The sequence below is a fragment of the Nocardiopsis sp. RV163 genome, assembly GCF_001029525.1.
Classification (GTDB): domain Bacteria; phylum Actinomycetota; class Actinomycetes; order Streptosporangiales; family Streptosporangiaceae; genus Nocardiopsis; species Nocardiopsis dassonvillei.
Map to the genome: position 1 here is coordinate 1 of NZ_LEKI01000086.1, position 23,598 is coordinate 23,598.

Sequence of the window (23,598 nt, forward strand, 5' to 3'; positions counted from 1 at the left end):
GGGGTGGGGGCGTGTTTCAGACATGTCTGCCCTCGTCCTGGACCGGGCAGCAGGCGCGTACGGCGCACGACCTGCATCCCTTGTTGCGTGTGGCGGTGAAGCGGGATCCGCCCATACCGGTGGCGACCTCGCGTACGAGCGTTCCGGCCCAACCCGGATCGGGGTCCTCCCCCAGCGAGGGCTGGGGCTGCTCGCGCGCCTTGTGTTTGAAGGCGGCCTCGCCGACCTGGACGAGCGCGGCGCCGCCCGGCTCGGTGAGGCCGAGCCTGGCGAAGGCGCCCTTGAGCACGGCCATCTGGTAGACGCCGAGCTGGGGGTGGCGGGCCAGGTCGTCGGCCTTGCCCTTGCCGGTCTTGATGTCCACGACCACGGCCCTGCCGTGGTCGTCGCGTTCGAGGCGGTCCACGCGGCCGGTGATCTCGATGCCGCCCACGTCCACCCGGAACCCCTCCTCGGTGACGACGAGTTCGCGGTCGTTGGCCGCCTCCCAGTCGAGGAGTCTGCGGACCATCGTGTCGGCGCGGTCTCGCTGGGCCCTGGCCTGCCAGGGGCCGCCGAAGTCCAGGTCGGCCCAGATCTCGTCCATGCGCCCGCTGATCTCGTCGGGGGTGCTGCCCTGGGCGACCAGGACGGCGACCGCGTGCACGACGGTGCCCAGGGCCGAGGCGGAGTCCCCGGAGGAGGCCCCGGCGGCGCGTTCGAGGAGCCAGCGAAGCTGGCAGTTGGTGAAGCTCTCCACCTGGGAGGGCGAGACGCGGATGGTGTCCTCCGGCTCCGCGAGCGGCCGGTCGTCGCTGAAGGGGGTGAGCGCGTACCACTCCGCGGGGTCGGCTCCGCGCACGCCCTCCTCGGCCAGGCGGGCCAGGTGGGTGGCGGCGGCATCGCGCAGCGGTTCGGGAGCGCCGGGGTCGGTGACCACCGAGCGCAGGTCGGCGACGAGCGAGGGCAGGGACAACCAGCGCAGGCCGGTGCTGACCGGCTCGGGCTCGCCCGCGCCCATCTCGGCCAAGAAGCGCGAGGGCCGCTCCTCGGAGTCCTCCCCGCCCACTGCGGTCACCACCAGGGCGCGGCGGGCGCGGGTGAGTGCCACGTAGAACAGGCGGCGTTCCTCGTCCATCAGCTTGGAGGCCAGGGCCGCCCCGGAGGAGTCGGCGGAGTGCACGTCGGCGTCGACGAGTTCCTCCACTCCGAGCAGGGAGCCGCGCAGGCGCAGGTCGGGCCAGTCGCCCTCCTGGACCCCGGCCACCACGACCAGGCCCCACTCCAGCCCCTTGGAGCGGTGGGCGGTGAGGATGCGCACGGCCTCGCCCTCGGGCGCGCGCTCGGCGAGGCTGTCGCCGGGGATCTCCTGGGCGGCGAGGTCCTCCAGGAACCCCGCGGGGCTGCCCGGGGGAAGCCGGTCGCAGTAGCGGGCGGCGCTCTCGAACAGTGCGACCACGGCGTCCAGGTCGCGGTCGGCGGCGGCGCCCCGGCGGCCTCCCGCCAGGCTGGCGCGCAGCAGGCGGTCGGCCAGGCCGCTGCCGCGCCACAGCTCCCACAGGACCTGTTCGGCGTCGGCCCCCCCGGCGTCCAGGTCGCGGACGGTCCGCAGGGCCCGGGCGACACGGGTGGCGGGCGCGGCGATCTCGGGGTCGACGAGGGTGAGCTCGGCCGGGTCGCGCAGGGCGTCCACGAGCAGCCGCGAGGAGGGACGGTAGGCGCCGGCCCTCTCCGGTCCCGCCTCCTCCGGGGCGCCGCCGTCGTGGGCGCGGTCCAGGTCCAGGCGTCGCAGCGCGCGCACGAGCCTGCGCAGCCGTACCGTGTCGGCCTCGCCGAAGGGGCTGGTGAGCAGTTCGCGCGCGGCGTCCTCGTCCAGCTCGGCCGGGGCCAGCCCGTAGCGGATCAGCGCGAGCATGGGGCGCACGATCGGCTCGGCGGCCACGGGCAGGTCGTCGGAGCCGACCGCGACCGGGACCGAGGCGGCGGTCAGGGCGCGGCGCAGCACCGGCAACTGCCGGGTGGAGGAGCGCACCAGCACGGCCATGTCCGACCACGGGACGCCGTCCACCAGGTGGGCGCGGCGCAGGGTGTCGGCGACGACCGCGGCCTCCTGGGCGGCGCTGTCGGCCAGCAGCACGCGGACCTCGCCGTCGGGCACGCCCTCGGCGGGGGTCAGGTCGCGGTGCTCGTTGACGTGGCCGCGGGCGGAGGCGACAGCGGGCAGGCGCCGGGTCAGTCCGCGCGAGGCCGACAGCAGTGCGCGGCCGCTTCGGCGGCAGGTGCGCAGCGCGACCACGGGCGCCTCGGTGCGCCGCGCGGTGGGGAAGCGGCGCGGGAAGTCGAGGATGCCCCGCACCTCGGCGCCGCGGAAGGCGTAGATGGACTGGTCCGGGTCGCCGACCGCGACCAGGTCGCGGCCGTCCCCGGCCAGGGCGCGCAGGAGTTCCTCCTGGGCGGGGTCGGTGTCCTGGTACTCGTCGACGAACACCGCCTCGTGGGCGGCGCGCTCGCGCTCGCGGACCCCGGGGTCGGAGAGCAGGTTGGCGGCGACGCGCACGAGTTCGGCGTAGTTGAGCGTGGGCACGGGGGCGATGTCGAACCGGCCGGTGTAGCGCTCCAGGAACCCGGCCGCGGCCACCCAGTCGTCGCGGTCGCGCTCGCGGCCGAGCGCGGCCAGCCCGTCCGGGCCCATGCCGCGTTCCTGGGCGCGCATGAGGAAGTCGCGCAACTCCTCGGCGAACCCGCGGGTCTCCAGGGCGGGGCGCAGGCGCTCGGGCCAGCCCGGCGCGCCGTCCAGGGCCTCCCCCCGCAGGAGTTCGCGGACCTCCATGAGCTGTTCGGGCCCCGAGAGCAGGCGTGGCGGCAGGTCGCCCATGCGCTGGAACTCGCGCCGGATCAGGGCGTAGGCGTAGCTGTGGAAGGTCAGGGCCAGCGGTTCGCGGGTGGTGCGGCGCAGCCGGGCGGTGATGCGCTCGCGCAGCTCCTGGGCGGCCTTGCGGCTGAAGGTGAGCACCAGCACACGCGAGGGGTCCGTGCCCCGGTGGTCGACGCGGTCCACGACCGACTCGACGATCGTGGTGGTCTTGCCTGTTCCGGGACCGGCGAGCACCAGCAGGGGCCCGCCCTCGTGCTCGACAACGCGCCGCTGGTTCTCGTCCAGCACCGGCGGCGGCTGCGCCCGGTGGGCGCGCCGCACGAGTCGGTACGGAGATGTGTTCACCCACCCAGTTCACCAGAGGCTGGCGACCATCGCGCACGTCATCCCCGCCACAGCGGACCGCTCAGCCCCCGCCCTCCCCGCCCCAGCGGGCCCTGCGCATGTCCACGCGATCGCTTCCCGGGCGCATGGGCGTGCCCTCCGCCGCGTAGTGGGACAGGGCTCGGACCTCGTTGCAGGAGGGCGCTCTGCCGTCCGCTCGCACCACGCGCCACCAGGCCACCGCACCGCCCCAGGAGGACATGACCGAGCCGACCTGGCGGGGTCCTCCCCTGCCGACGCACTCGGCGATGTCGCCGTAGGCCATCACCCGTCCCGGCGGGATCCGCTCGACCACCGCCAGGACCTCCTCGGCGTAGTCGTCCGGCCCGCCCTCCGCGTCCTCGAACACAGGCGGCAGCCTACCGGGGACCGCAGACACGGCGGGACCCGCCGCGGAGGCGGATCCGGCGTTCGAGCGGCGCCGTCCACGTCTTCACCGTCAGACGGTGACCTGGTCGCCGTGCGCGCCCCAGGCCAGTTCGGGGTCGCGCCTGCGGGCCTGACGCGCCTTGACGAGGCCGAACGCCCCCAGCAGCGCCACGACGGCGCCGAGGACCCACGCCGTCCAGGCGGCGGCGGTGAGGTCGGTGAAGCCCAGCAGCCACGGCATCACGAAGACCAGGACTCCGATCGCGAGGACGCCCGCCTCGCTCGATAGCGCCCCCGGCCGTGTGATGGACATGACCGAGGCCACGATGACGCCCAGCCCGAGGACGAACATCGCGCCCCCGCCGAAGCCGTACATCCCGTGCCAGATCCAGCTCAGTCCCAGGGCCAGGCCGACGAGGATCGCCACCCAGTCCGCCCAGCGTCCCCTGCGTCCCATGGAGCCACCTCCCGAGGAGCGGGCCGCCGTCGGCCGACGGCCCCTGAACCGACCCCTACCCATCCGGCGCGCTGAGCAGGCACGGCGGCGGGACGGAGCCGGGTCTCGGGCCGGGGCGCGAACGCGGCGGGGCGGTGCCGGAAGCCGCTTCCAGGCACCGCCCCGTCCCCCGTCGGGCCCGTGCGTCTAGTACTCGGGCAGGCTCGGGTCGACCTGGTTGATCCAGGCCAGGACGCCGCCGCCCACGTGGACGGCGTCGGAGAACCCGGCCGCGTGCACCGCGGCCAGCGCCTCGGCGGAGCGGACGCCCGACTTGCAGTGCAGGACGATGCGCCGGTCCTGCGGTAGCTGCTCCAGGGCCCTGCCGTTGAGGAACTCGCCCTTGGGGATGAGCGTGGCGCCCGGGATGCTGACGATCTCGTACTCGTTCTTCTCCCGGACGTCCACGAGGAAGATCTCCTCGGGCTTGTTGTCCAGCAGGTCCTTGAGCTCGCCCGCGGTGATCGTGGAACCGGCGGCGGCCTCGGTGGCCTCCTCCGACACGGCGCCGCAGAATGCCTCGTAGTCGATGAGCTCGGTGACCGGCTCGGTTTCGGGGTCCTTGCGGACCTTGACCTCGCGCCAGGTCATCTCCAGGGCGTCGAAGATGAGCAGGCGGCCGACCAGCGGCTCACCGATACCGGTGATCAGCTTGATGGCCTCGTTCACCATGACCGAGCCGATGGAGGCGCACAGCACGCCCAGGACGCCGCCCTCGGCGCAGGAGGGCACCATGCCGGGCGGCGGGGGCTCGGGGTACAGGTCGCGGTACTGGGGCCCGTACTCGTTCCAGAAGACGCTGACCTGGCCGTCGAAGCGGTAGATCGATCCCCACACGTACGGCTTGTCGAGGATGACGCAGGCGTCGTTGACCAGGTACCGGGTGGCGAAGTTGTCGGTTCCGTCCAGGACCAGGTCGTAGTCGGCGAAGATCTCCAGCGCGTTGTCCGACTCCAGGCGGTCCTGGTGCAGGACGACGCGCACTCCCGGGTTGACCTCCTTGATGCTGTCCCGGGCGGACTCGGCCTTGGGACGGCCGACGTCGCTCTGTCCGTGGATGACCTGGCGCTGGAGGTTGGACTCGTCGACGACGTCGAAGTCGATGATGCCGAGCGTGCCCACGCCCGCGGCGGCCAGGTAGAGCAGCGCCGGGGAGCCCAGGCCGCCCGCGCCGACGACCAGGACCTTGGCGTTCTTCAGGCGCTTCTGCCCGTCCATGCCCACGTCGGGGATGATCAGGTGACGCGAGTAACGGCGCACCTCGTCCACGGTCAGCTCGTCAGCTGGTTCCACCAGCGGCGGCAGCGACACGGTGACTCCTCATGTCTGTTCGGGTTGCTTCGCACCGCCCGTAGCGCGGGGGCCACCGGGCGAGGGGCGGGGAGGCGAAGCGTGCTTGCACTCATACCCAACCTAACGGGTGGGGTATTGCATTCCCGTCACCGGGAGGCGTGGAGCACACCCTTCGCGGGTCCGTCCCCGCTCGTCACAACCAACGCGGCGTGCGAGTTCATCCCCCGGGCCGCGCGTACCGGCCGGGGCGGCGGGTAGTGGTCGGGCGTACGCACGGCGACGACGTTGGGGAGGACCCCGTGGCACAGGAGAACCGTTCCGTGGGACGACGCCCGGCCGCCGGAGGGGACCCCGCGGCCGAGGTGCCCGAGGCCGACGCGGTCGAGCAGCGCGCGTCCGCCGGGGCCGACGGGGGCGGGGACGACTGGGAGGAGCCGTCCGAGGAGAGCTTCGAGCACGCCGCCGAGGCCGACGTGGTCGAACAGGCCCGCGAGGCGGGCGTGGACGACGAGGAGCGGCGCTGACGGGGGCTCCCCCGCCCGGGACCGCGTCCTTTTTCGTCCGCTTCCTCCCGGCCGCCGATCGCGGCCCTGACCACGTGTTCGGCCGGTGCCGCACCGTGCCTACCCGGGGCCCCGACCGGCTTCCCGCTGCTCACGGGGAACTTACGCCGGAGTAGGATGAGGGGGACCGCTGTGGAGCGCGCCACTGGCCGCGGTCCGCAAGCACTAGCCACGCAGATGTCCGGTTATGGCGTGCATCTGCCATGCCGAGTTCGGAGGGTCGGTGTGACAGCTCCTTCAGACTCCCGCACCCGGGGAACCCGTCTGCCCCGGGTCAGGCGCCGTCGCCAACTCCTGGCGGCGGCCCAGGAGGTCTTCGTCGCGCGCGGGTACCACGCGGCCGCGATGGACGAGATCGCCGACCGCGCCGGAGTCAGCAAGCCGGTCCTCTACCAGCACTTCCCGGGGAAGCTGGAGCTGTACCTGGCCCTGTTGGAGGAACACTCCGAGGTCCTGGTCGACAAGCAGCGCGAGGCCCTGGAGAGCACGGACGACAACCGCCAGCGCGTCATCGCGAGCTTTCGCGCCTACTTCGACTTCGTCGCGGGCGACGGCGAGGCCTTCCGCCTGGTCTTCGAGTCCGACCTGCGCAACCTCCCGGCAGTGCGGGCCAAGACCGAGGAGACCTTCCAGCGCTGCGCCGAGGCCATCGGCGAGGTGATCCGCCAGGACACCAGCATCTCCGACGAGGAGGCGCACCTGCTGAGCATCGGGCTGGTCGGCATGGCCGAGACCAGCGCCCGGTACTGGCTCAACAGCCGCGGCTCCGTGCCCAAGGACGCCGCCGAGCAGCTCGTCGCCCGCCTGGCCTGGCGCGGGATCAGCGGCTGGGACCTCCAGCGCGGCTCCGGCGAACAGGCTTAGGGGGCGCGTCCGCCCCGAAGGCCCCCGTGCGCGCACGGGGGCCTTCGCCTTTCCCGGCGGTTCCCGGAAAGCGCCCCGGCGCACGGAAAAGGATTTTCTTCCCACCAGCGGGCAAGGAATGTCCCAAAAAAAGGTAATCACCTCCGCTTGCGTGGGACAAGCGATTCAATTGCCGCCCTCCGGGTATCGCCGGAATGAGAAGTAACGCACTTCTCTTCGCCGTATCCGCCCGGTCCTTCGCTTCGAAGCCCCGGCGGAGCAAGCGATTTGGGGGTGAAGACGTTATGGACATGGGTCAGGGCCTGTCGACGGCCTGGCAGGCGGTGGCGAGTTTCGTGCCGCTGCTGATCGGCTTCCTGGTGATCCTGGTCCTGGGCTGGATCATCGCCTGGCTGGTGGGCAAGGCGGTAGCCAAGGGTCTGCACGGAGTCGGACTGGACCGCGCCCTGCACCGCGGAGGTGTGGGCGAGTACTTCGAGCGCAGCCGGTGGAGCGCCAGCGAGCTGTGCGGAAAGATCATCTACTACGTCGGGCTGCTGTTCGTGTTCACGCTCGCGTTCAGCGTCTTCGGACCGAACCCGATCAGCACGCTGCTCAACGACGTCATCTCCTGGATCCCGCGCGGCATCGTCGCGCTGGTGATCGTGGTGGTGGCCGCGATGATCGCCAAGGCGGTCCGCGACATCGTCTCCGGCGCACTGGGCGGCCTCTCCTACGGCCGCTTCCTGGCCAACGCCGCGGGCGTGTTCATCCTGGCCCTCGGCGTCATCGCGGCGCTGAACCAGATGGGCGTGGCGGTGACCGTCACCGTGCCGGTGCTGATCGCGGTCCTGGCCACGATCGGCGGCATCCTCGTCGTCGGCGTGGGCGGCGGCCTGATCGAGCCGATGCGCTCGCGGTGGTCCCGCTGGCTCGACGTGGCCGAGCGCGAGACCGGCCGCATGAGCGAGGAGGGCAGCTACCGGGCCGGACGCGAGGCGGCCCTGGGCCGTCAGGCGACCGCCGAGCGCACGGAGCCGCGCGAGGGCGCGACCTCCCAGAGCGCGCGGCGCGGTACGGGCGGCGAGCCGCCCGCCCCCTAGCCGGGGCGCGGACACGGAACGGGGGCGGGGCCGCGCGGCCCCGCCCCCGCCGTGTGCCGTCAGGGGCGCTCGGCGGGGCGGGCGCGAACGGCCCGCGGGTCCCTAGAGGAACTCGGAGTCGCGCAGTTCCAGGCGTGACAGGTGCTCGATCCGCCGGAAGGTCAGTACGACGGAGGCGATGATCGGGAGGAAGGCCAGCCAGAAAGCGGCGTTCCCGGGCCCGGTGAAGACCATCGACACCAGCGCGACGACGAAGATCAGTGCGAAAAGCGCGAAGTCGACGCGGTCCTGTTGGATCAGGACGCCGACCGGTGGGCGCGCCGCCCCATGCCGACCGCTCCTCATTCGCCTTCCTTTCTCGCGGCTCTGCGGGCCGCTCCGCCAGTTACGGCGCATGTGGATCCGTTTTCCGGACCCACATAACGCCGTCAGTCCCAGGTTGCATTCCGCAGGGCCCTGGTTCCGCCGCGGTGCGCCGGGCCGTCGTCGGCCGCTGTGGAGTCACCGGCACTTTTCAGCGTACGCCCGATAACGGGTTTCCACCGGAGAACGGGCAGGGGCGGGGGCCACGAGGAGCTCGGGTTGTGGACCACACCGTTCTGCGGACGCCACCAAACCTAGCGGACGAAACCGCGCTCCTTGGCCAGTCGGCAGATCGCGAGGATGCGCAGCGTCTCCCAGTCGTACTCGACCGCCTCGGAGTCCCAGCCCCGTTCGAGGCAGCCGTCGAGGAAGCCGTGCAGGTAGGTGCCCAGGGTGCGGGCGTTGAGCTCGCCGCCGGAGGAGGTGATGCCTTCGCACACCTGTGCGGCGTGCTGGTCCAGCTCAGCGCACATCCAGGGTTCGATCGGGGCGCCGAGGGGGCCGATCCGGTGGAAGTCACGGGTGAGTCCGGCCAGCGGATGGCGCACGGAGGTCCCACTGGGCATGGAAGTACCTACTCGCGTGGTCAGGAGACGGAAACTTCATCGATTTTACGGCCAGTGCCCAACGAATCGTCACGAAAGTGTTGGATATTACCCGCGCTTGACCAAGGTGGCACAGGTTCCGGTCAAGGACGGGCAAGGAATCGGGCCGCCGCGACGGCGGGTCAGGCGGTCAGCCCCATGGCCTTGAGGCGGTCGGAGTGGCGGTCGGTGAGCGAGGCGAACATCCGGCTGACCGCGGCGAGGTCGCCGAGCCCCGTGCCGTCCGCGTCGTGTCCGCCGCCCCCCGCCAGGAGCGCGGCCAACTGGGGGCGCGAGACCGCCACCGCCTGCGCCTGGCTGAGCGCCTCGCCGACCAGGCGGCGCGCCCACAGGGACAGGCGTCCGACCAGCTTGGGGTCCTCCTCCACGGCGGTGCGCACCGTCGCGGAGACGAACTCGGCCCGGCCGGTCTCGGCGAGCACGCCCTCGACCAGGGTGCGCGTCTCCTCGTCGGCCAGCTCGGCGACCTTGCGGTAGAAGTCCCCCGCGATGCCCTCGCCGACGTAGGTCTTGACCAGGCTCTCCAGCCAACTCTGCGGCTCGGTCCTGGCGTGCCAGGCGTCCAGCGGCTCCACGAAGGGCGCCATGGCCTCCTCGGGCACGGCGCCCAGCTCCTCCAGCCGGTCGCGCAGCGACTGGTAGTGCGCCTGCTCGGTGGCGGCGAGGGCGGCCAGCTGGCCCTTGGAGCGCAGCGACGGGGCCAGGCCCGCGTCGTCGGCGAGGCGGAAGAAGGAGCCGAGCTCCGCGTAGGCGAGCAGGCCGAGCAGGTCGATCACGCCGGGCTCGGCGGAGGGGCCGTGGGTCATGCTCGCCAGGGTATCGCCAGGCCGTCCGGGCGCCGAACCGGGGACTAAACGGACCGAAGTCACGGTTGTACACGCCGGGAGCGGGTACGGTCCAAGCCGTCCACAGCCCGGTGAACTGGTATGTCCACCTGGCGAGTCACCAGCTAGACTCTGCGTGATGACCGGTGTGTGCGCCCGACGCGGACATCTCCCTCACACACGCGGGATCTCCCACGTACCGGCGCCGCGGAGGCGGCGCCCGCACAGGCGCGGACCCCACCGACGGTGGCCCGGACCGCGCGAGGAACAACGACGAACCACGGATGCACCCCGTCCCGAGCGGGGAGGGTCCCGGTCCGCGGCCGGACAACCCCTGCGCCGCACGGGTCCTCACGGCAGCGCCACCGCACCGTTCCGCGAGAGGAACGACCGGTGAGCCGCGCCCCCGCGGCGGCCAGGAGCCGTCCGCGACCGCATCCCGCCGCGGCCACGCCAACGTTGCGGCCCGCCAAGATGGAGGCTTGAGCCCTGATTAGCACAGCAGAGACGACCAAACCCAAGACGACCTTCCGCGACCTCGGTGTGAACACCGAACTAGCGGACGCCCTGGAGGCGGAGGGGATCGTCGAACCCTTCCTCATCCAGGAACTCGCACTGCCGATCGCGCTGGGCGGCAGCGACATCATCGGCCAGGCCCGTACCGGCACCGGTAAGACCCTGGCCTTCGGCCTGCCCCTGCTCCAGCGGTCCCAGAAGGCCCCCGGAACACCCAAGCGGCCCCGCGCCCTGGTCGTGGTCCCCACCCGCGAGCTGGCCATCCAGGTCGCCGCGGACCTGACCACCGCCAGCAAGCGCAGCGGGACCCGCATCCTGACCGTCTACGGCGGCCGCTCCTACGAGCCGCAGGTCAACGGGCTCAAGGAGGGTACCGACGTGGTCGTCGGCACCCCGGGCCGCCTGCTGGACCTGGAGAAGCAGAAGCACCTGCGCCTGGACGGGGTGTCCGCGGTGGTGCTGGACGAGGCCGACAAGATGCTCGACCTGGGCTTCCTGCCCGACATCGAGCGCATCCTCACCAAGACCCCGGACGAGCGCCAGACCATGCTCTTCTCGGCCACCATGCCGAGCGAGATCGTCTCCCTGTCGCGCAAGTACCTGCACCGCCCCACGCACGTGCGGGCGAGCGACGACGACGAGATCGACGGCTCGGCCATCACGGGGCAGATCACGCAGCACGCGTTCCGCACCCACCAGATGGACAAGATCGAGATGCTCGCCCGCCTGCTCCAGGCCAGCGACCACGGCCAGAGCATGGTGTTCTGCCAGACCAAGCGGGCCTGCGACCGGGTGGCGGGCGACCTGGAGGCGCGCGGGTTCGCCGTCGCGGCCGTCCACGGCGACCTGGGGCAGAGCCAGCGCGAGCGGGCCCTGCGGGCGTTCCGCAACGGCAAGATCAACATCCTGGTAGCCACCGACGTGGCCGCCCGGGGACTGGACGTGGACGACGTCACGCACGTGGTCAACTACGAGACCCCCGAGGACGAGAAGACCTACACGCACCGCATCGGCCGCACCGGCCGGGCCGGGCGCAGCGGCACCGCCGTCACCTTCGTGGACTGGCAGGAGATGCCGCGCTGGAAGCTGATCAACGGCGCACTGGGCCTGCCCTTCCACGAGCCGGAGGAGACCTACTCCACCTCGCCGCACTTCTTCGAGGCGCTGCGGATCCCGGCCGGAACCAAGGGCAAGCTGGCCGAGGACCGGCGCGAGGAGCACGCGGGCCTGGAGGCCGAGGAGATCGAGGACATCGGCGACACCGGCGTGGCGCGCGGTGAGCGCGGCGGCCGGCGGGGCCGGAGCCGCGGCGAGGGCGCTCGCTCGGGCGGCGGGCGCGGTGAGAGCGGCCGTGACGAGGGCGGGCGCGGTCGCGGCCGCAACCGTTCGCGCCGGCGCACCCGCGGCGGCCAGAGCGCGGCCGGGGCCGAGACCGCCTCGGGCGCCAAGGCCGAGAGCTCGCCCGCGGTCCAGGAGGCGCCGCGCGAGGGCGCGGCCCCCTCCGACGAGGGCGCGCGCAGGGTGCGGCGGCGCCGCCGCACCCGCGGCGCGGTCCGCAGGGACCCCGAGAACACCTGACCCCTTCCGGCGCCCGCCCGTGGCGGGCGTCGCGGCCGTGCGCCCCGCGGCAGGATCGCGGGGCCCGGGACCGACCACCGCGCCGGTCCCGGACACCGGCCACGGCCCGGGTTATCTCTGCCCGGGTCGGCGATCGTCTAGGGTGACCCGACGTGAGTACACCTCAGTTCATCGACCTGCCACCGGGCGTGCGACGCGCCGATCTGAACCTGTCGTACGGTCCGGTGGCCGCCCTGCGGGCGCTGCCCACCTCCGGCGGCCCCGAACTGGCCCCCGCTGTCCTGGTGCACGGGTTCACCGGCAGCAAGGAGGACTTCATCGCCCTCCTCCAGAGCCTGGCCCAGGCCGGGCGGGAGGTGGTCGCGATCGACCTTCCCGGCACCTACGAGTCCCCGGGCCCCGAATCCCTCTCCCCTCCCCCGGGCGTGCGCAGACCGGACTACGGCCTGGCCTCCCTGGGTGCGGTGGTCACCGAGGTCATGGACCAGATCGGTGACGGCGGCCCCGTCCACCTGCTGGGCCACTCCTTCGGCGGGCTGGTCTCCCGGGAGGCCGCGCTGGTGGAGATGGCTCCGCTGGCCTCGCTCACCCTCCTGTGCTCGGGCCCGGCCGCCCTGAGCGGCCCGGGCGCGCACACGGCGAGCGCCCTCATCGCCGCCGTGTCCATCAACCCCACCGCCGAGCGGCTCCGCGAGCTTTGGGAGGAGCAGTTCGACTCCGTGGCGCGGGCCCGCAGCCCCCGGACCGAGATCCGCGAGTTCCTGCGCGAGCGGCTGCTGAGGAGCAGCGCCGTGGGCCTGATGCACATGGCCGAGGAGCTGGTGTCCGCACCGGACCGCGTGGACGAGGTGGCCCGGGTGGACGCCCCCAAGCTGGTCCTGTACGGCGAGAACGACGACGCCTGGCCGCTGGAGGAGCAGGACCGGATGGCCGAGCGGCTGGGCGCCAAGCGCCTCGTGGTGCCCGGCGCCGGACACTCCCCCAATGTGGAGGCGCCCGAGACCGTCGCGAGCGCGCTGACCGCGTTCTGGAACGAGGCGGAGTCGGTGGGCCGCCGCTGACCCCGGCCCGCACGGCGACGGCCGCCGTCCCGTCCGGGCGACGGGGCGGCGGCCGTACGGGGGCGGGGCCCCCGGAGGTCCGTGCTCAGACCCAGGAGTCGAAGTTCTTGCCCTCGGCCGCCGCGGTGGTGGCCGGACCGCGGTCGGGCAGGATGCGCGTGTCCGGGGGCAGGGACAGCAGCGCCTCGCCGATGGAGGCGAGCTGCGTGGTGTAGTCGATGTAGGTGTTGCCGACCATGCCGGGCTCGCCCTTGCGCAGGGTGTCGCCGCCGAAGACGACTCCGCGCTCGCTCAGGTAGTAGCCGACGGTGCCCGGGGAGGTTCCGGGCAGGGGCAGGACGTCGATGTGCAGCTTGCCGATGTCGAGGGCGCCCTGGCCCTCCACCTCGATCTCGGGGCGGTGCTCGGCGCCGTGGTGGCGGCGCCAGGCGCGCATCTCGCGGGGGTGCAGCGCGATGGGGGCCTCGGACTCCTCGGCGACCTTGATGGCCGACTCGATGTGCGGGCTGTAGGCGTTGGTGCAGGCCACCAGGTAGACCTCGCGCTCACCGACCGCCGCCAGGATCGCCTCGGCGTCGTGGCCGGGGTCGATGACGACGACGCCCTCGTCGTCGGCGTCGATGATCCAGGTGTTGCTGACGACCGGGTACTCCTCGCCGTCGAACTCGAAGGTCCCCGCGGTGCGCACGCGGGTGATGCCGTCGGCGTCGGGTCCGGTCACCCCGGCCTCCTCGCCCTCGTCCGCGAAGACGTCGGCCTTCACCGGCGACTCGTCCTCGGCGTCCTCGGCGGATTCCTCGGCCGCGTCCGCCTCCCCGGCCTTGCCCGTCTTCGCGTCGTCGGCGGAGTCCCCGGCGTCCTCGTCCTTGTCCGCATCGGTGGGCTCCCCGGCGTCGGCGGCGGGCTCAGCGGCGCCGTCGTCGGCGGCCTCCGCGGCGGCCTCGGCGGTCCCGGCCAGGTCCTTCGCCGCGCCGTCCCCGCCCGCGGCGGCGGTCTCCTCGCGCTCCGCCGCGGCCTCCGCAGCGGAATCGGTGGCCTCCTGGCCCTCCTGCTTCTTCGACTTCCGATTCCAGAACACGGCTCAGACCTCTCGACTTCGTCCGGGTATGGGTGGTTGCGCTGCGACCATTGTCGCGCTCCCGCACAGTGGTCGGTACCGTACCGGACCCCGGGGCGGCGACACGCGGTTCACCCGTGCAGGAGGGGGACCCCCGTCGCGGGCGCCACCAGCCGTTCGAACGCCTCCGGGTCGGTGGTCCTGCACCCCAGGCGACGGCCGGTGAGGCTCCCGTGGTCGTCGCTGGAGCCGGTGACCAGCACGCCCAGATCCTCGGCCACGCCCCGCCAGTGCCGGGCCTGGTGCCGGTTGTGCGAGGGGTGGTCGGCCTCGATGGCCCCCAGTCCCGCCCCGGCCATGCGCTCCACGAGTTCGAGGGGGACCGCGCCGTTGAGGGCGCCCTCCGCCCGCCCCGGGTGCGCCAGAGAGCAGACCCCTCCCGCCGCCCGGACCAGCTCCACCGCGCGGACCGGGTCGATCGCGTACCGCGAGACGTAGGCCGGGCCGCCGGAGCCGATCCAGCGGTCGAAGGCGTCCTGCACGTTCTCGGCGGCGCCCGCCTCCACGATCGCGCGGGCCAGGTGAGGGCGGCCGATCGTGTTGGCGTCGGCGTACGCGTCGCGGCCGGCGCCCGCGATCTCCAGCACCCGCTCCCAGGTGACGCCGACCTCGTGCTCGTGGAGCTTGCGGACCATCTCCTCGGCGCGGGAGGCGCGGTCGGAGCGGACCCGGCGCAGTTCGCCGTCGAGCGCGGGGTCCTCGGGGTCGAACAGGTAGCACACCAGGTGGACGCTGGACCCGGCGTGGGCGCAGGAGAGCTCCATCCCGGGGACCAGGGTGAACCCGGGGGGCAGGTGCTCGGCCGCCTCCCCGATGCCGCCGACCGTGTCGTGGTCGGTGAGGGCCAGCACGTCGAGACCCGCGGCGACCGCGTGCTCGACGACTTCGGCGGGTGTGTCGGTTCCGTCGGAGACCGAGCTGTGGGCGTGCAGGTCGATACGTGTCACCGGGCGATTGTACGTAGGACGCGGTCCGGCGCGCTCGGCCGGGGCGCAACCCCCGCCGGTTCAGTCCGCGTCCCGCCGGGGTGCCAGGGCCCGGGTGAGGAAGGGGCTGGGGGCGCCGAAGGGCGGTTCCAGGGAGAGACCGCCGTCACGGATGTCGCGCAGGTCCCGCAGGGAGCCGATCTCGCACATGAGCACACCGGTGTCGGCGGAGGCGAAGACCAGCCACAGCCACTGGGCGAGCGCCTCGCCGGTGTAGACGGCGCGGTCGGGGCCCACGTCCAGGCTCCACAGGGCGATCTCGTGGCCGTCGAAGCGCACCTTGGCGTCGGCGGCGGAGGCGTCGAAGCCCTGGCCCGGGTCGGGGCCCTCGAGCCCGGCGAGGCGGGCGCCGAGCCCGACCCCCGGGTCCTCGGCGACGATGACCACCTCGCCGACACCGCCGACCAGGTCGGGCCCGGAGAGGGCCACGGCCGTGGCGAGGGCGCCGCTGCGGTCGTCACCGGCCTCGGCGAAGCCGGTGACCACCCAGTTGGCGGGCAGCGGCCAGGGGATCCAGACCGGGACGTGCGCCTGGGGCAGGAGTGCCTCCAGAGCGGCCGCCCCGGGGGCGCGCACCTCCTGGAGGGGCGCCACCGGGCCGTGGGCGTCACACTGCCAGGCGCTGGTCCACAGCCCCGGAGGCTGGACCGCGCGCCCGCAACGGGGACACGTGGGCTCCGACTTCATGCTGCCCAGGGGCCTACCCGAGGGGGCCGACCGGAAAACTCGCCGTGGGCGGGCCGCCGGAGCGGCACGCCCACGGGCGGCGGCAGCGTGCCTACTGCTGCTGGCGCTTCTTGTTGGCCGTCATGCGGCCGCGCTCCTTCTGGTCCAGGACGACCTTGCGGATGCGCACGTGCTCGGGGGTGACCTCCACGCACTCGTCCTCGCGGCAGAACTCCAGGGCCTGCTCCAGGGACAGCTTGCGCGGCGGCACCAGGCGCACCAGCTCGTCGCCGGTGGCCGAGCGCATGTTGGTGAGCTTCTTCTCCTTGGTGATGTTGACGTCCATGTCGTCGGCGCGCGAGTTCTCGCCCACGATCATGCCCTCGTAGACCTCGGTGCCCGGCTCGACGAAGAGCGTGCCGCGCTCCTGGAGGTTGAACATCGCGAACGCGACGGCCGAGCCGGCGCGGTCGGCCACCAGCGACCCGTTGGGACGGGTGCGCAGCTCGCCGAACCACGGCTCGAACTTCTCGAAGACGTGGTGGGCGATGCCGGTGCCGCGGGTCTCGGTGAGGAACTCGGTGCGGAAGCCGATGAGGCCGCGGGAGGGCACCAGCCAGTCCATGCGCACCCAGCCGGTGCCGTGGTTGACCATGTTCTCCATGCGGCCCTTGCGGATGCTGAGCAGCTGTGTGATGGCGCCCATGTACTCCTCGGGGGCGTCCACGGTGAGGCGCTCGACGGGCTCGTGCACCTTGCCGTCCACGACACGGGTGACCACCTGCGGCTTGCCGACGGTCAGCTCGTAGCCCTCGCGGCGCATCTGCTCGACCAGGATGGCCAGCGCCAGCTCGCCTCGGCCCTGCACCTCCCAGGTGTCGGGGCGCTCGGTGGGCAGGACCCGCAGGGAGACGTTGCCGACGAGCTCCTTGTCGAGGCGGTCCTTGACCAGTCGCGCGGTGACCTTGGCGCCCTTGACCTTGCCGACCAGCGGCGAGGTGTTGGTGCCGATGGTCATGGAGATGGCGGGCTCGTCCACCTGGATGAGCGGCAGCGGGACCGGGTTCTCCAGGTCGGCGAGGGTCTCGCCGATCATGATGTCCTCGATACCGGCGATGGCGACGATGTCGCCGGGGCCGGCCTTCTCGGCGGGCTTGCGCTCCAGGCCCTCGGTCATGAGCAGCTCGGTGATCTTGACCTGCTGGGTGCTGCCGTCGGTGCGGATCCACGCGACCTGCTGGCCCTTGCGCAGCTCGCCCTGCTGGATGCGGCACAGCGCCAGGCGGCCCAGGAACGGGGAGGCGTCCAGGTTGGTCACGTGCGCCTGGAGCGGGGCCTCGGGGATGTACTCGGGGGCCGGGATGGTGTCCAGGATGGTGCTGAACAGCGGCACGAGGTTGTCGTTGTCGGGAACCGTTCCGTTGGCGGGGCGCTCCAGGGAGGCCTTGCCGTCGCGGGCGCAGGCGTAGACGATCGGGAACTCGATCTGCGACTCGTCGGCGTCCAGGTCCATGAACAGCTCGTAGGCGTCGTCCACGACCTCGGCGATCCGGCTGTCGGGCCGGTCGACCTTGTTGATCACGAGGATGACGGGGAGCTTGGCCTGGAGGGCCTTGCGCAGGACGAAGCGGGTCTGCGGGAGGGGTCCCTCACTGGCGTCCACGAGCAGGACCACGCCGTCGACCATCGACAGTCCGCGCTCGACCTCGCCGCCGAAGTCGGCGTGGCCGGGGGTGTCGATGATGTTGATGACCACGTCCTCGCCCTCGGGCGTGGTGTAGTGGACGGCCGTGTTCTTGGCGAGAATGGTGATGCCCTTCTCGCGCTCCAGGTCGTTGGAGTCCATCACCCGGTCGTCGACGTCCTGGTTCTCCCGGAACACACCGGACTGCCAGAGCATGGCGTCAACGAGGGTCGTCTTGCCGTGGTCCACATGGGCCACGATCGCGACGTTGCGGAGGTCGCTGCGGCGTGCGGAGCCCTCGACGGGCGTAGCGCTGGACATGGGAAAGCTCGATCTCCTGGTACTGGGAAGAACCGCGGAGTGCCACGGCCCACCGCCAGTTTATGCGGTCATGGTGGACTGCTGGGGAAACGTGCAGGCCGCCGCCGTCGCGGCCCGGTGGAAGCGCCCCCTCGAAGGCGAGCGCCGTGGAGGCGACCCCGGTGAGAGCGGAACCCGGTAGAGCGCGGCGGCGCCGGAGTCCGCCCGTTCGCCCGCGGGGTCAGGAACGGGGGGCGGAGCCCGGGGCGAGCAGGGGTTGGACGAGGTCGAGGAAGGGCACGTCGGCGGGCAGCCAGTCCGGTCCGCGAAGCTCGTCGGCGGCGAGCCAGCGCAGGGACAGGTGCTCCAGGGGCCGGGGCTCCCCCGCGACCAGTTCCACGCGCCAGAGCCGCAGCACGGCGGGGCGCGTGTGCCTCCTGGCGGGCGCGGGGAAGGGCGCGTCCGCGCCTAGCTGGTGCAGGGGGCGGACGCTGGCGCCGAGTTCCTCGCGGCACTCGCGGACCAGGGCCTGGTCCGGGGTCTCCCCCGGGTCGACCTTGCCGCCGGGGAACTCCCACCGGCCGCGCAGTGCCTCGGGGTCGGCGCGCTGGGCGGCCAGGACGCGGCCGTCACGGATGAGGACGGCGCCCACCACGATCAGGGTCTGCTGTTCCACAATTGCGAGCCTAGCCGGGACCGGCGGCCTTCCAGGCTGCGGGTGTGGGCCCCGGGCTCCGACGCGGGGGCCGGAGCCCGGGGTGCCGCCGCTCTCCGGGGGGAGTGGAAAGAGCGTCGGCCTCCGATGTGGTCGGCGGTCCGGCCGGGGCGGGACGCGCGCGCCCGGAACCGGAGGGTCGGGGCAGAGCCTATGCCGCCGGGCGGACGCGCGTGGGGGACATCGGCCAACGTTCACCTTCTCTTCCCGTGGCGTGCGGTCAGGGGGCGTCCGGCGCAGGGGGCTCCTTCGGCGGCCGACCGGCCGACCGCAGCCGGTGGGCCAGGGCCGTGTGCCTGCGCCCGGAGGAGGCGTTGCGCACCGCCTGGGCCAGGGCGCGGCGCGAGCCGACGAGGACGACCAGCTTCTTGGCCCTGGTGACGGCCGTGTAGAGCAGGTTGCGCTGGAGCATCATCCAGGCGCTGGTGGTGACCGGAACGACCACCGCGGGGTACTCGCTGCCCTGGGAGCGGTGCACGGTGATGGCGTAGGCGTGGGCGAGCTCGTCGAGTTCGGCGAAGTCGTAGGAGATCTCCTCGTCCTCGTCGGTGCGGACCAGGACCTCCTGGGCGACCGGGTCGAGCCCCGTGACCACGCCGAGCGTTCCGTTGAACACCCCGTTCTCGCCCTTGTCGTAGTTGTTGCGGACCTGGGTGACCTTGTCGCCGACGCGGAAGACGCGCCCGCCGAACCGGCGTTCGGGGACGTGCTCGCCGGAGGGGGTCACGGCTGCCTGGAGGGCCGTGTTGAGGTTGGCGGCCCCGGCCGGGCCGCCCTTCATGGGGGTGAGGACCTGCACGTCCCGGCGCGGGTCGAGGCCGAACCGGCGCGGGATGCGGCGGGCGACCACGTCCACGGTCATCTCGGCCGCGTCCTCGGACTCCTCGCACGGGAAGAGGAAGAAGTCGGACACGCCGTGGAACTCCGGCTGCTCGCCGCCGTTGATCCGGTGGGCGTTGGTGATCACCCCGGAGTGCTGGGCCTGGCGGAACACGTGGGTCAGGCGCACGCTCGGCACGGGCGAGTCCCCGTCCAGCAGGTCGCGCAGCACCTGGCCCGCGCCCACAGAGGGCAACTGGTCCACGTCGCCGACGAACAACAGGTGCGCCCCGGGCGGGACCGCCTTGACCAGCTTGTTGGCCAGGATCACGTCCAGCATGGAGGCCTCGTCCACCACCAGCAGGTCGCAGTCGAGGGGGTTGTCGCGGTCGTAGGCGGCGTCGCCGCCCGGGCGGAGTTCGAGGAGCCGGTGCACCGTGCGGGCCTCGATGCCGGTCATCTCGGTGAGGCGCTTGGCGGCGCGCCCGGTCGGCGCGGCCAGGACGATCGTGGCGCGCTTGGCCATGGCCATGGTGACGATGGAGGCGACCGTGAAGGACTTGCCGCAGCCCGGCCCGCCGGTGAGAACGCACACCTTCTCCGACAGGGCCAGCCGCACGGCCTCCCTCTGGGCCTCGGCGAGGTCGGCGCGCGTGCGCGAGCGCAGCCAGTCCAGGGCCACGTCCCAGTCCACCCCGGAGAACGCGGGCATGCGGTCCGCCGGGGCGTGGAGCAGACCGCGCAGGCCGGAGGCGAGGCCGATCTCGGCGCGGTGCATGGGCAGCAGGTAGATGGCGCGCACCGGCTCGCCCTCGGGCCCGGGCACGGTCTCGCGGACCACGCCCTCGGTGGCCACGAGTTCGGCCACGCACTCGATCACCAGCCCGGCCTCCACCTGGAGGATCTTCACGGCCGCCGAGATGAGCTTCTCCTCGGGCAGGTAGACGTGCCCGTCGCCGGTGGACTCCGAGAGGGTGAACTGGATGCCCGCCATGACCCGCTGCGGGCTGTCGTGCGGGATGCCGACCGCGCGGGCGATGGTGTCGGCGGTCTTGAAGCCGATCCCCCAGACGTCGGTGGCCAGGCGGTAGGGCTCCTTCTGCACGACCTGGATGGAGGCGTCGCCGTACTTCTTGTAGATGCGTACGGCCAGTGAGGTGGTGACCTCCACGCCCTGGAGGAAGACCATCACCTCCTTGATGGCCTTCTGCTCCTCCCAGGCGTCGGCGATGAGCCGGGTGCGCTTGGGCCCCAGGCCCGGGACCTCGATGAGCCGTTCGGGGTGCTCCTCGATGACCTCCAGGGCGTCGGTGCCGAAGTGGCCGACGATCCGCTCGGCCATCTTGGGGCCGATCCCCTTGATCAGGCCGGAGCCGAGGTAGCGGCGGATGCCCTGCACCGTGGCGGGCAGGACGGTCGTGTAGTCGTCCACGTGGAACTGGCGGCCGTACTGCGGGTGGGAGCCCCAGCGGCCGTGCATGCGCAGGGCCTCGCCGGGCTGGACGCCCATGAGGGAGCCCACGACGGTGAGGAGGTCGTGCGCGCCCCGGCCCGTGTCGACCTTGGCGACGGTGTAACCGTTCTCCTCGTTGGCGTAGGTGACCCGCTCCAGGACGCCCTGGACGACGGCTGGTCGGAAGGTCGCGTCGGGCACGTGGCCGTCCTCTCCTCGTTCACGCCTTCTCAGGGGCCCGCGGGGCCGGTCCGCCGGGCTCCGGCGCGCCGTCGCCCAGCGCCGCGAGCACGCGGTCGCGGTCGGCCCGGCGCAGGCTCCCCGCCACCAGGACGTAGGAGTGTCTGAGCATCTCCAGGATCTCGTCCTCGGGCACCGTGCCGTCCAGGAGCACGGAGTTCCAGTGCTTCTTGTTCATGTGGTAACCGGGCGTGACGGCGGGGAACTGGTCGCGCAGCTCCAGGGCCAGCTCCGGTTCGCACTTGAGGTTGACCGTGGCGGGGCCGTTTCCGCCGTCTCCCCCCGTGAGCAGGGCGAACATCTTCTGCCCGGCCACCTTGTAGACCAGGTAGCCGGGGCCGAAGGGCTCGGTCTCCCCGGTCTCGGGGAACCACAGGGCGGCGTCGATGAACTGTCCGGGGGTCATGCGGAGCTCCCTTCCTCCCCTACGACAGTGCCAGATACCGCCGACGTCCGGCGGACCCGGCTCCGGACTGTGGACGATCCGCGCGGGAGCGGTTCAGCCCCGGTCGTCGGCCAGCGCGGCCACGCGCAGGGCCAGCTCCTGGGCCCGCACGAGGGAGTCGAGCGTCTCGGCGCTCTGCTCGTGCACGGCGCCCGCCTCGGCCGCCTCGGCGGCGATCGCGTCGAGCTCCCGGGCCGACCTGCGGTCCCGGTCGTCCAGTTCGGCGGCGCGCACGCGGTCCGCGTAGTCCTCCAGGACGGCGATCCGCGCCGTCACCTCGGCCGTCTCGGCGGCCAGGACGGCACCGGCCCGGGCGGCGGCCTCGCGGCTGCGCTCCCCGGGCGTGGGCGTGCGGGCGATCCGCTCCCTGACCCGGGTCTGGTGGAGGAGGCTGCGCGCCAGGGACCACTCCACGTCGGCCAGCACCACGCGGTTGCGGACGGTGTCCAGCAGGAGCCCGCACTCGTGCAGCGGTGAGCCCAGGACCGCGTCCACGGCCCTCTGTGCGCGCCCCAGGAGGGCGCGGGACTCCTCGTCGAGCGCTCCGGGGGACACGAACTCCCCCTCCGAGGCCGTCACGATCCGTACGGGGTCGCGCTCCCTCTCCGCGCGCTGGTGGCGCTCGCGGACCAGGACCGCGCCCGCCACCGCGAGGGAGGAGGCCGTGACGAGGGCGAGTTCGGCGCTCAACGGCAGGTCGAGGACCATCCAGCACGTGAAGACGGCCCACAGGAATGCGTAGACCACCCGGGCGAACGCCTTGTTGCGCTCGTTCCCGCCGGTGCCGCGCCGGGGGCGCCCGCCGCGCACCGCCTCCAGGGCCAGACGCAGCCTCCGGGCGCGCTCCTCGGGGAGGGAGGGGTCGAGCGTGGGCCTGCCCTCGTGTCCGGGCTCACCGACCAGACCGACCAGGGACAGGAGCAGGGCCCGGACCCGGACCCCGCGCCCGGTGAGGACGAGCACCCCGTCGGCGTCGCGTTCGGCCAGGCCCTGGGCGATGAGGGGTGCGCTCTCCCCGGGCTCGCGGACGTCGGGGCACCACGCGTCCAGCCGGTCGTCCAGGGGCGCGGCGAGGCGGATCGACCGGCGCATGGCGGAGGTGAGGATGACGTCGCCCCCGCCGGAGAGGGTGAGCTCCATCGCGTCCTTCCCGGTTCGGGCGCGTGACCACGCATGGACTTCACGAGATATTTATACCGAAAACTCCTGTCGTGTAGGGGTTTTCGACCGCGCGGACCCGCGTCGCCGTGCCCGCGGCGGATAGGATCGCGTCCCCTGCGTCCCCGGTGAAGAGGGAGTCCCCATGAAGGCGCGAGGCGTGCGCAGACTCGACCCCCTGGAGCCGGACGACCCCCGCGAGATCGGCGGACACCGTGTGCGGGGGCGGATCGGCTCCGGGGGGATGGGCACGGTCTACGCCGCCGACTCCCCCGGCGTGCACGGCTACCTGGCGGTCAAGGTCGTCCACGCCGAGCAGGCGGCGGACCGGCGCTTCCGGGAGCGCTTCGCGCACGAGGCACGCCTCCTGGCCAGGGTGAACAGCCCTTCGGTCGCGCGGTTCGTGCGCGCCGACGTGGAGGCGCCGCGGCCGTGGATGATCACCGAGTACGTGCCGGGCCCCACCCTGCGCCACCACGTGGAGCGGTACGGCCGTCTGCGCGGGGGGATGCTCCTGGGTCTGGCCGTGGGCACCGCCGAGGCGCTGCGGGCCGTCCACGCGGCCGGGGTGGTCCACCGCGACCTCAAGCCCAGCAACGTGGTGCTCTCGGGCAGGGGGCCCAAACTGCTGGACTTCGGGATCGCGCACCCGGTGGAGGACCCCGACCCCACCAAGTGGATACGTCTGCGGCGGATGCGCCGCGCCTACAGGGACCTCGGGCTGCCCTCGCCGGAGGGACTGGTCGACGAGCGGGTCAGCGAGCGGGTCGACCGGCTGGGCACCCCGGGGTGGATCAGCCCGGAGCAGTACCGGCGCCAGCCCACCGCGCAGAGCGCGGACGTGTTCCTGTGGGGCGCGACGGTGGCCTTCGCGGCGGCCGGGCACGACCCGTTCGGGCGGGCGGGGGGCAAGGAGATGGCTCGGCGCGTGATGTTCGAGGAGCCGGACCTGGAGTACCTGCCGCCCGGCCTGGAGCGGCTGGTACTGGCCGCGATGTCCAAGGACCCCGAGGAGCGGCCCGACTCCGCCGGACTGCTGCGCGCCGCCCTGGGCCTGGAGAACGCCGGGGGCGGGGTGCGCGCGCCCGGGCAGGGCGGGGACGCGGCCGTGACGGGGGCGGCGGCCGTGCGGGGGCTGCTGGAGCGGCGGTGGACCGGGGGGG

General features: G+C 73.0%; 21 protein-coding genes. 6 read left to right on the forward strand and 15 right to left on the reverse strand.

The features are described from left to right. Window positions 1–16 precede the first annotated feature (16 nt). From ABD54_RS15895 to moeZ, 4 genes are all read right to left on the reverse strand, one after another. Window positions 17–3,175, reverse strand: a complete 3,159-nt coding sequence (locus ABD54_RS15895; protein WP_200904121.1) for an ATP-dependent DNA helicase — start codon at window positions 3,173–3,175, stop codon at window positions 17–19. A gap of 85 nt (window positions 3,176–3,260) precedes the next feature. Then, window positions 3,261–3,587, reverse strand: a complete 327-nt coding sequence (locus ABD54_RS15900; protein WP_047870273.1) for an MGMT family protein — start codon at window positions 3,585–3,587, stop codon at window positions 3,261–3,263. 90 nt (window positions 3,588–3,677) lie between these two features. Further along, window positions 3,678–4,064 carry an SPW repeat protein gene (locus ABD54_RS15905; RefSeq protein WP_047870274.1) on the reverse strand — a complete coding sequence of 129 codons (387 nt, stop codon included), beginning with the start codon at window positions 4,062–4,064 and terminating at the stop codon, window positions 3,678–3,680. A gap of 186 nt (window positions 4,065–4,250) precedes the next feature. Continuing rightward, window positions 4,251–5,414 carry an adenylyltransferase/sulfurtransferase MoeZ gene (moeZ, locus tag ABD54_RS15910; protein WP_047870275.1) on the reverse strand — a complete coding sequence of 388 codons (1,164 nt, stop codon included), beginning with the start codon at window positions 5,412–5,414 and terminating at the stop codon, window positions 4,251–4,253. Between the two features lie 281 nt (window positions 5,415–5,695). On the opposite strand from moeZ, the gene ABD54_RS15915 reads away from it, so the two are divergent. The 3 genes from ABD54_RS15915 (at window position 5,696) to ABD54_RS15925 (ending at window position 7,905) form a co-directional block, all read left to right on the forward strand. Continuing rightward, on the forward strand, window positions 5,696–5,920 hold the full coding sequence (locus ABD54_RS15915) for a hypothetical protein (protein ID WP_047870276.1): 225 nt from the start codon (window positions 5,696–5,698) through the stop codon (window positions 5,918–5,920). A gap of 264 nt (window positions 5,921–6,184) precedes the next feature. Then, on the forward strand, window positions 6,185–6,823 hold the full coding sequence (locus ABD54_RS15920; protein WP_047870277.1) for a TetR/AcrR family transcriptional regulator: 639 nt from the start codon (window positions 6,185–6,187) through the stop codon (window positions 6,821–6,823). 284 nt (window positions 6,824–7,107) lie between these two features. Further along, window positions 7,108–7,905, forward strand: coding sequence for a hypothetical protein (locus tag ABD54_RS15925; protein ID WP_047870278.1), 798 nt, complete (start codon window positions 7,108–7,110; stop codon window positions 7,903–7,905). 102 nt (window positions 7,906–8,007) lie between these two features. Here ABD54_RS15925 and ABD54_RS15930 read toward each other — a convergent pair whose 3' ends face one another. The 3 genes from ABD54_RS15930 to ABD54_RS15940 form a co-directional block, all read right to left on the reverse strand. Next, the gene (locus ABD54_RS15930) at window positions 8,008–8,250 is read right to left on the reverse strand and encodes a hypothetical protein (protein WP_013154833.1); all 243 of its coding nucleotides are present in this window, start codon (window positions 8,248–8,250) and stop codon (window positions 8,008–8,010) included. A 272-nt stretch (window positions 8,251–8,522) separates the two neighbouring features. After that, window positions 8,523–8,834: a DUF6401 family natural product biosynthesis protein gene (locus tag ABD54_RS15935; protein WP_047870279.1), complete on the reverse strand. Its 312-nt coding sequence runs from the start codon at window positions 8,832–8,834 to the stop codon at window positions 8,523–8,525. 161 nt (window positions 8,835–8,995) lie between these two features. Next, complete coding sequence (locus tag ABD54_RS15940) at window positions 8,996–9,679, reverse strand: ferritin-like fold-containing protein (RefSeq protein WP_047870280.1); 684 nt, start codon at window positions 9,677–9,679, stop codon at window positions 8,996–8,998. Window positions 9,680–10,240: 561 nt separating this feature from the next. On the opposite strand from ABD54_RS15940, the gene ABD54_RS15945 reads away from it, so the two are divergent. Together ABD54_RS15945 and ABD54_RS15950 are read left to right on the forward strand one after the other, a co-directional pair. Continuing rightward, window positions 10,241–11,791: a DEAD/DEAH box helicase gene (locus tag ABD54_RS15945; RefSeq protein ID WP_047870281.1), complete on the forward strand. Its 1,551-nt coding sequence runs from the start codon at window positions 10,241–10,243 to the stop codon at window positions 11,789–11,791. A 188-nt stretch (window positions 11,792–11,979) separates the two neighbouring features. After that, complete coding sequence (locus ABD54_RS15950; protein WP_047870282.1) at window positions 11,980–12,852, forward strand: alpha/beta fold hydrolase; 873 nt, start codon at window positions 11,980–11,982, stop codon at window positions 12,850–12,852. Window positions 12,853–12,937: 85 nt separating this feature from the next. Here the strand turns inward: ABD54_RS15950 and ABD54_RS15955 are convergent, their stop codons facing one another. The 8 genes from ABD54_RS15955 to ABD54_RS15990 form a co-directional block, all read right to left on the reverse strand. Then, window positions 12,938–13,930 carry an MBL fold metallo-hydrolase gene (locus ABD54_RS15955; RefSeq protein WP_047870283.1) on the reverse strand — a complete coding sequence of 331 codons (993 nt, stop codon included), beginning with the start codon at window positions 13,928–13,930 and terminating at the stop codon, window positions 12,938–12,940. A gap of 110 nt (window positions 13,931–14,040) precedes the next feature. After that, window positions 14,041–14,916 (reverse strand): PHP domain-containing protein, encoded by an 876-nt coding sequence (locus ABD54_RS15960; protein WP_047870284.1) that lies wholly within the window; start codon window positions 14,914–14,916, stop codon window positions 14,041–14,043. Between the two features lie 60 nt (window positions 14,917–14,976). Beyond that, a complete protein-coding gene (locus ABD54_RS15965; RefSeq protein WP_047870285.1) occupies window positions 14,977–15,642 on the reverse strand; it encodes a DUF6758 family protein in 666 nt (221 codons plus the stop codon). 91 nt (window positions 15,643–15,733) lie between these two features. Then, a complete protein-coding gene (typA, locus tag ABD54_RS15970) occupies window positions 15,734–17,626 on the reverse strand; it encodes a translational GTPase TypA (RefSeq protein WP_047870286.1) in 1,893 nt (630 codons plus the stop codon). Between the two features lie 220 nt (window positions 17,627–17,846). After that, window positions 17,847–18,281, reverse strand: a complete 435-nt coding sequence (locus tag ABD54_RS15975) for a (deoxy)nucleoside triphosphate pyrophosphohydrolase (RefSeq protein WP_047870287.1) — start codon at window positions 18,279–18,281, stop codon at window positions 17,847–17,849. Window positions 18,282–18,540: 259 nt separating this feature from the next. After that, window positions 18,541–20,793 (reverse strand): ATP-dependent RecD-like DNA helicase, encoded by a 2,253-nt coding sequence (locus ABD54_RS15980; RefSeq protein WP_047870288.1) that lies wholly within the window; start codon window positions 20,791–20,793, stop codon window positions 18,541–18,543. A gap of 19 nt (window positions 20,794–20,812) precedes the next feature. Beyond that, window positions 20,813–21,238 carry an MmcQ/YjbR family DNA-binding protein gene (locus tag ABD54_RS15985; RefSeq protein ID WP_047870289.1) on the reverse strand — a complete coding sequence of 142 codons (426 nt, stop codon included), beginning with the start codon at window positions 21,236–21,238 and terminating at the stop codon, window positions 20,813–20,815. Between the two features lie 93 nt (window positions 21,239–21,331). Then, on the reverse strand, window positions 21,332–22,417 hold the full coding sequence (locus ABD54_RS15990; RefSeq protein WP_047870290.1) for a hypothetical protein: 1,086 nt from the start codon (window positions 22,415–22,417) through the stop codon (window positions 21,332–21,334). Between the two features lie 163 nt (window positions 22,418–22,580). Here ABD54_RS15990 and ABD54_RS15995 point away from each other — a divergent pair. Further along, the coding region (locus tag ABD54_RS15995) for a serine/threonine-protein kinase (RefSeq protein ID WP_053063596.1) at window positions 22,581–23,598 on the forward strand (1,018 nt) is incomplete at its 3' end.

Excerpts from the sequence above, each read along its gene's own strand:
- ABD54_RS15905 (WP_047870274.1), bottom strand. The coding sequence starts at position 4,064 with ATGGGACGCAGGGGACGCTGGGCGGACTGGGTGGCGATCCTCGTCGGC.
- ABD54_RS15925 (WP_047870278.1), top strand. The coding sequence starts at position 7,108 with ATGGACATGGGTCAGGGCCTGTCGACGGCCTGGCAGGCGGTGGCGAGT.
- ABD54_RS15930 (WP_013154833.1), bottom strand. The coding sequence starts at position 8,250 with ATGAGGAGCGGTCGGCATGGGGCGGCGCGCCCACCGGTCGGCGTCCTG.
- ABD54_RS15935 (WP_047870279.1), bottom strand. The coding sequence starts at position 8,834 with ATGCCCAGTGGGACCTCCGTGCGCCATCCGCTGGCCGGACTCACCCGT.
- ABD54_RS15940 (WP_047870280.1), bottom strand. The coding sequence starts at position 9,679 with ATGACCCACGGCCCCTCCGCCGAGCCCGGCGTGATCGACCTGCTCGGC.
- ABD54_RS15965 (WP_047870285.1), bottom strand. The coding sequence starts at position 15,642 with ATGAAGTCGGAGCCCACGTGTCCCCGTTGCGGGCGCGCGGTCCAGCCT.
- typA (WP_047870286.1), bottom strand. The coding sequence starts at position 17,626 with ATGTCCAGCGCTACGCCCGTCGAGGGCTCCGCACGCCGCAGCGACCTC.
- ABD54_RS15985 (WP_047870289.1), bottom strand. The coding sequence starts at position 21,238 with ATGACCCCCGGACAGTTCATCGACGCCGCCCTGTGGTTCCCCGAGACC.
- ABD54_RS15990 (WP_047870290.1), bottom strand. The coding sequence starts at position 22,417 with ATGGAGCTCACCCTCTCCGGCGGGGGCGACGTCATCCTCACCTCCGCC.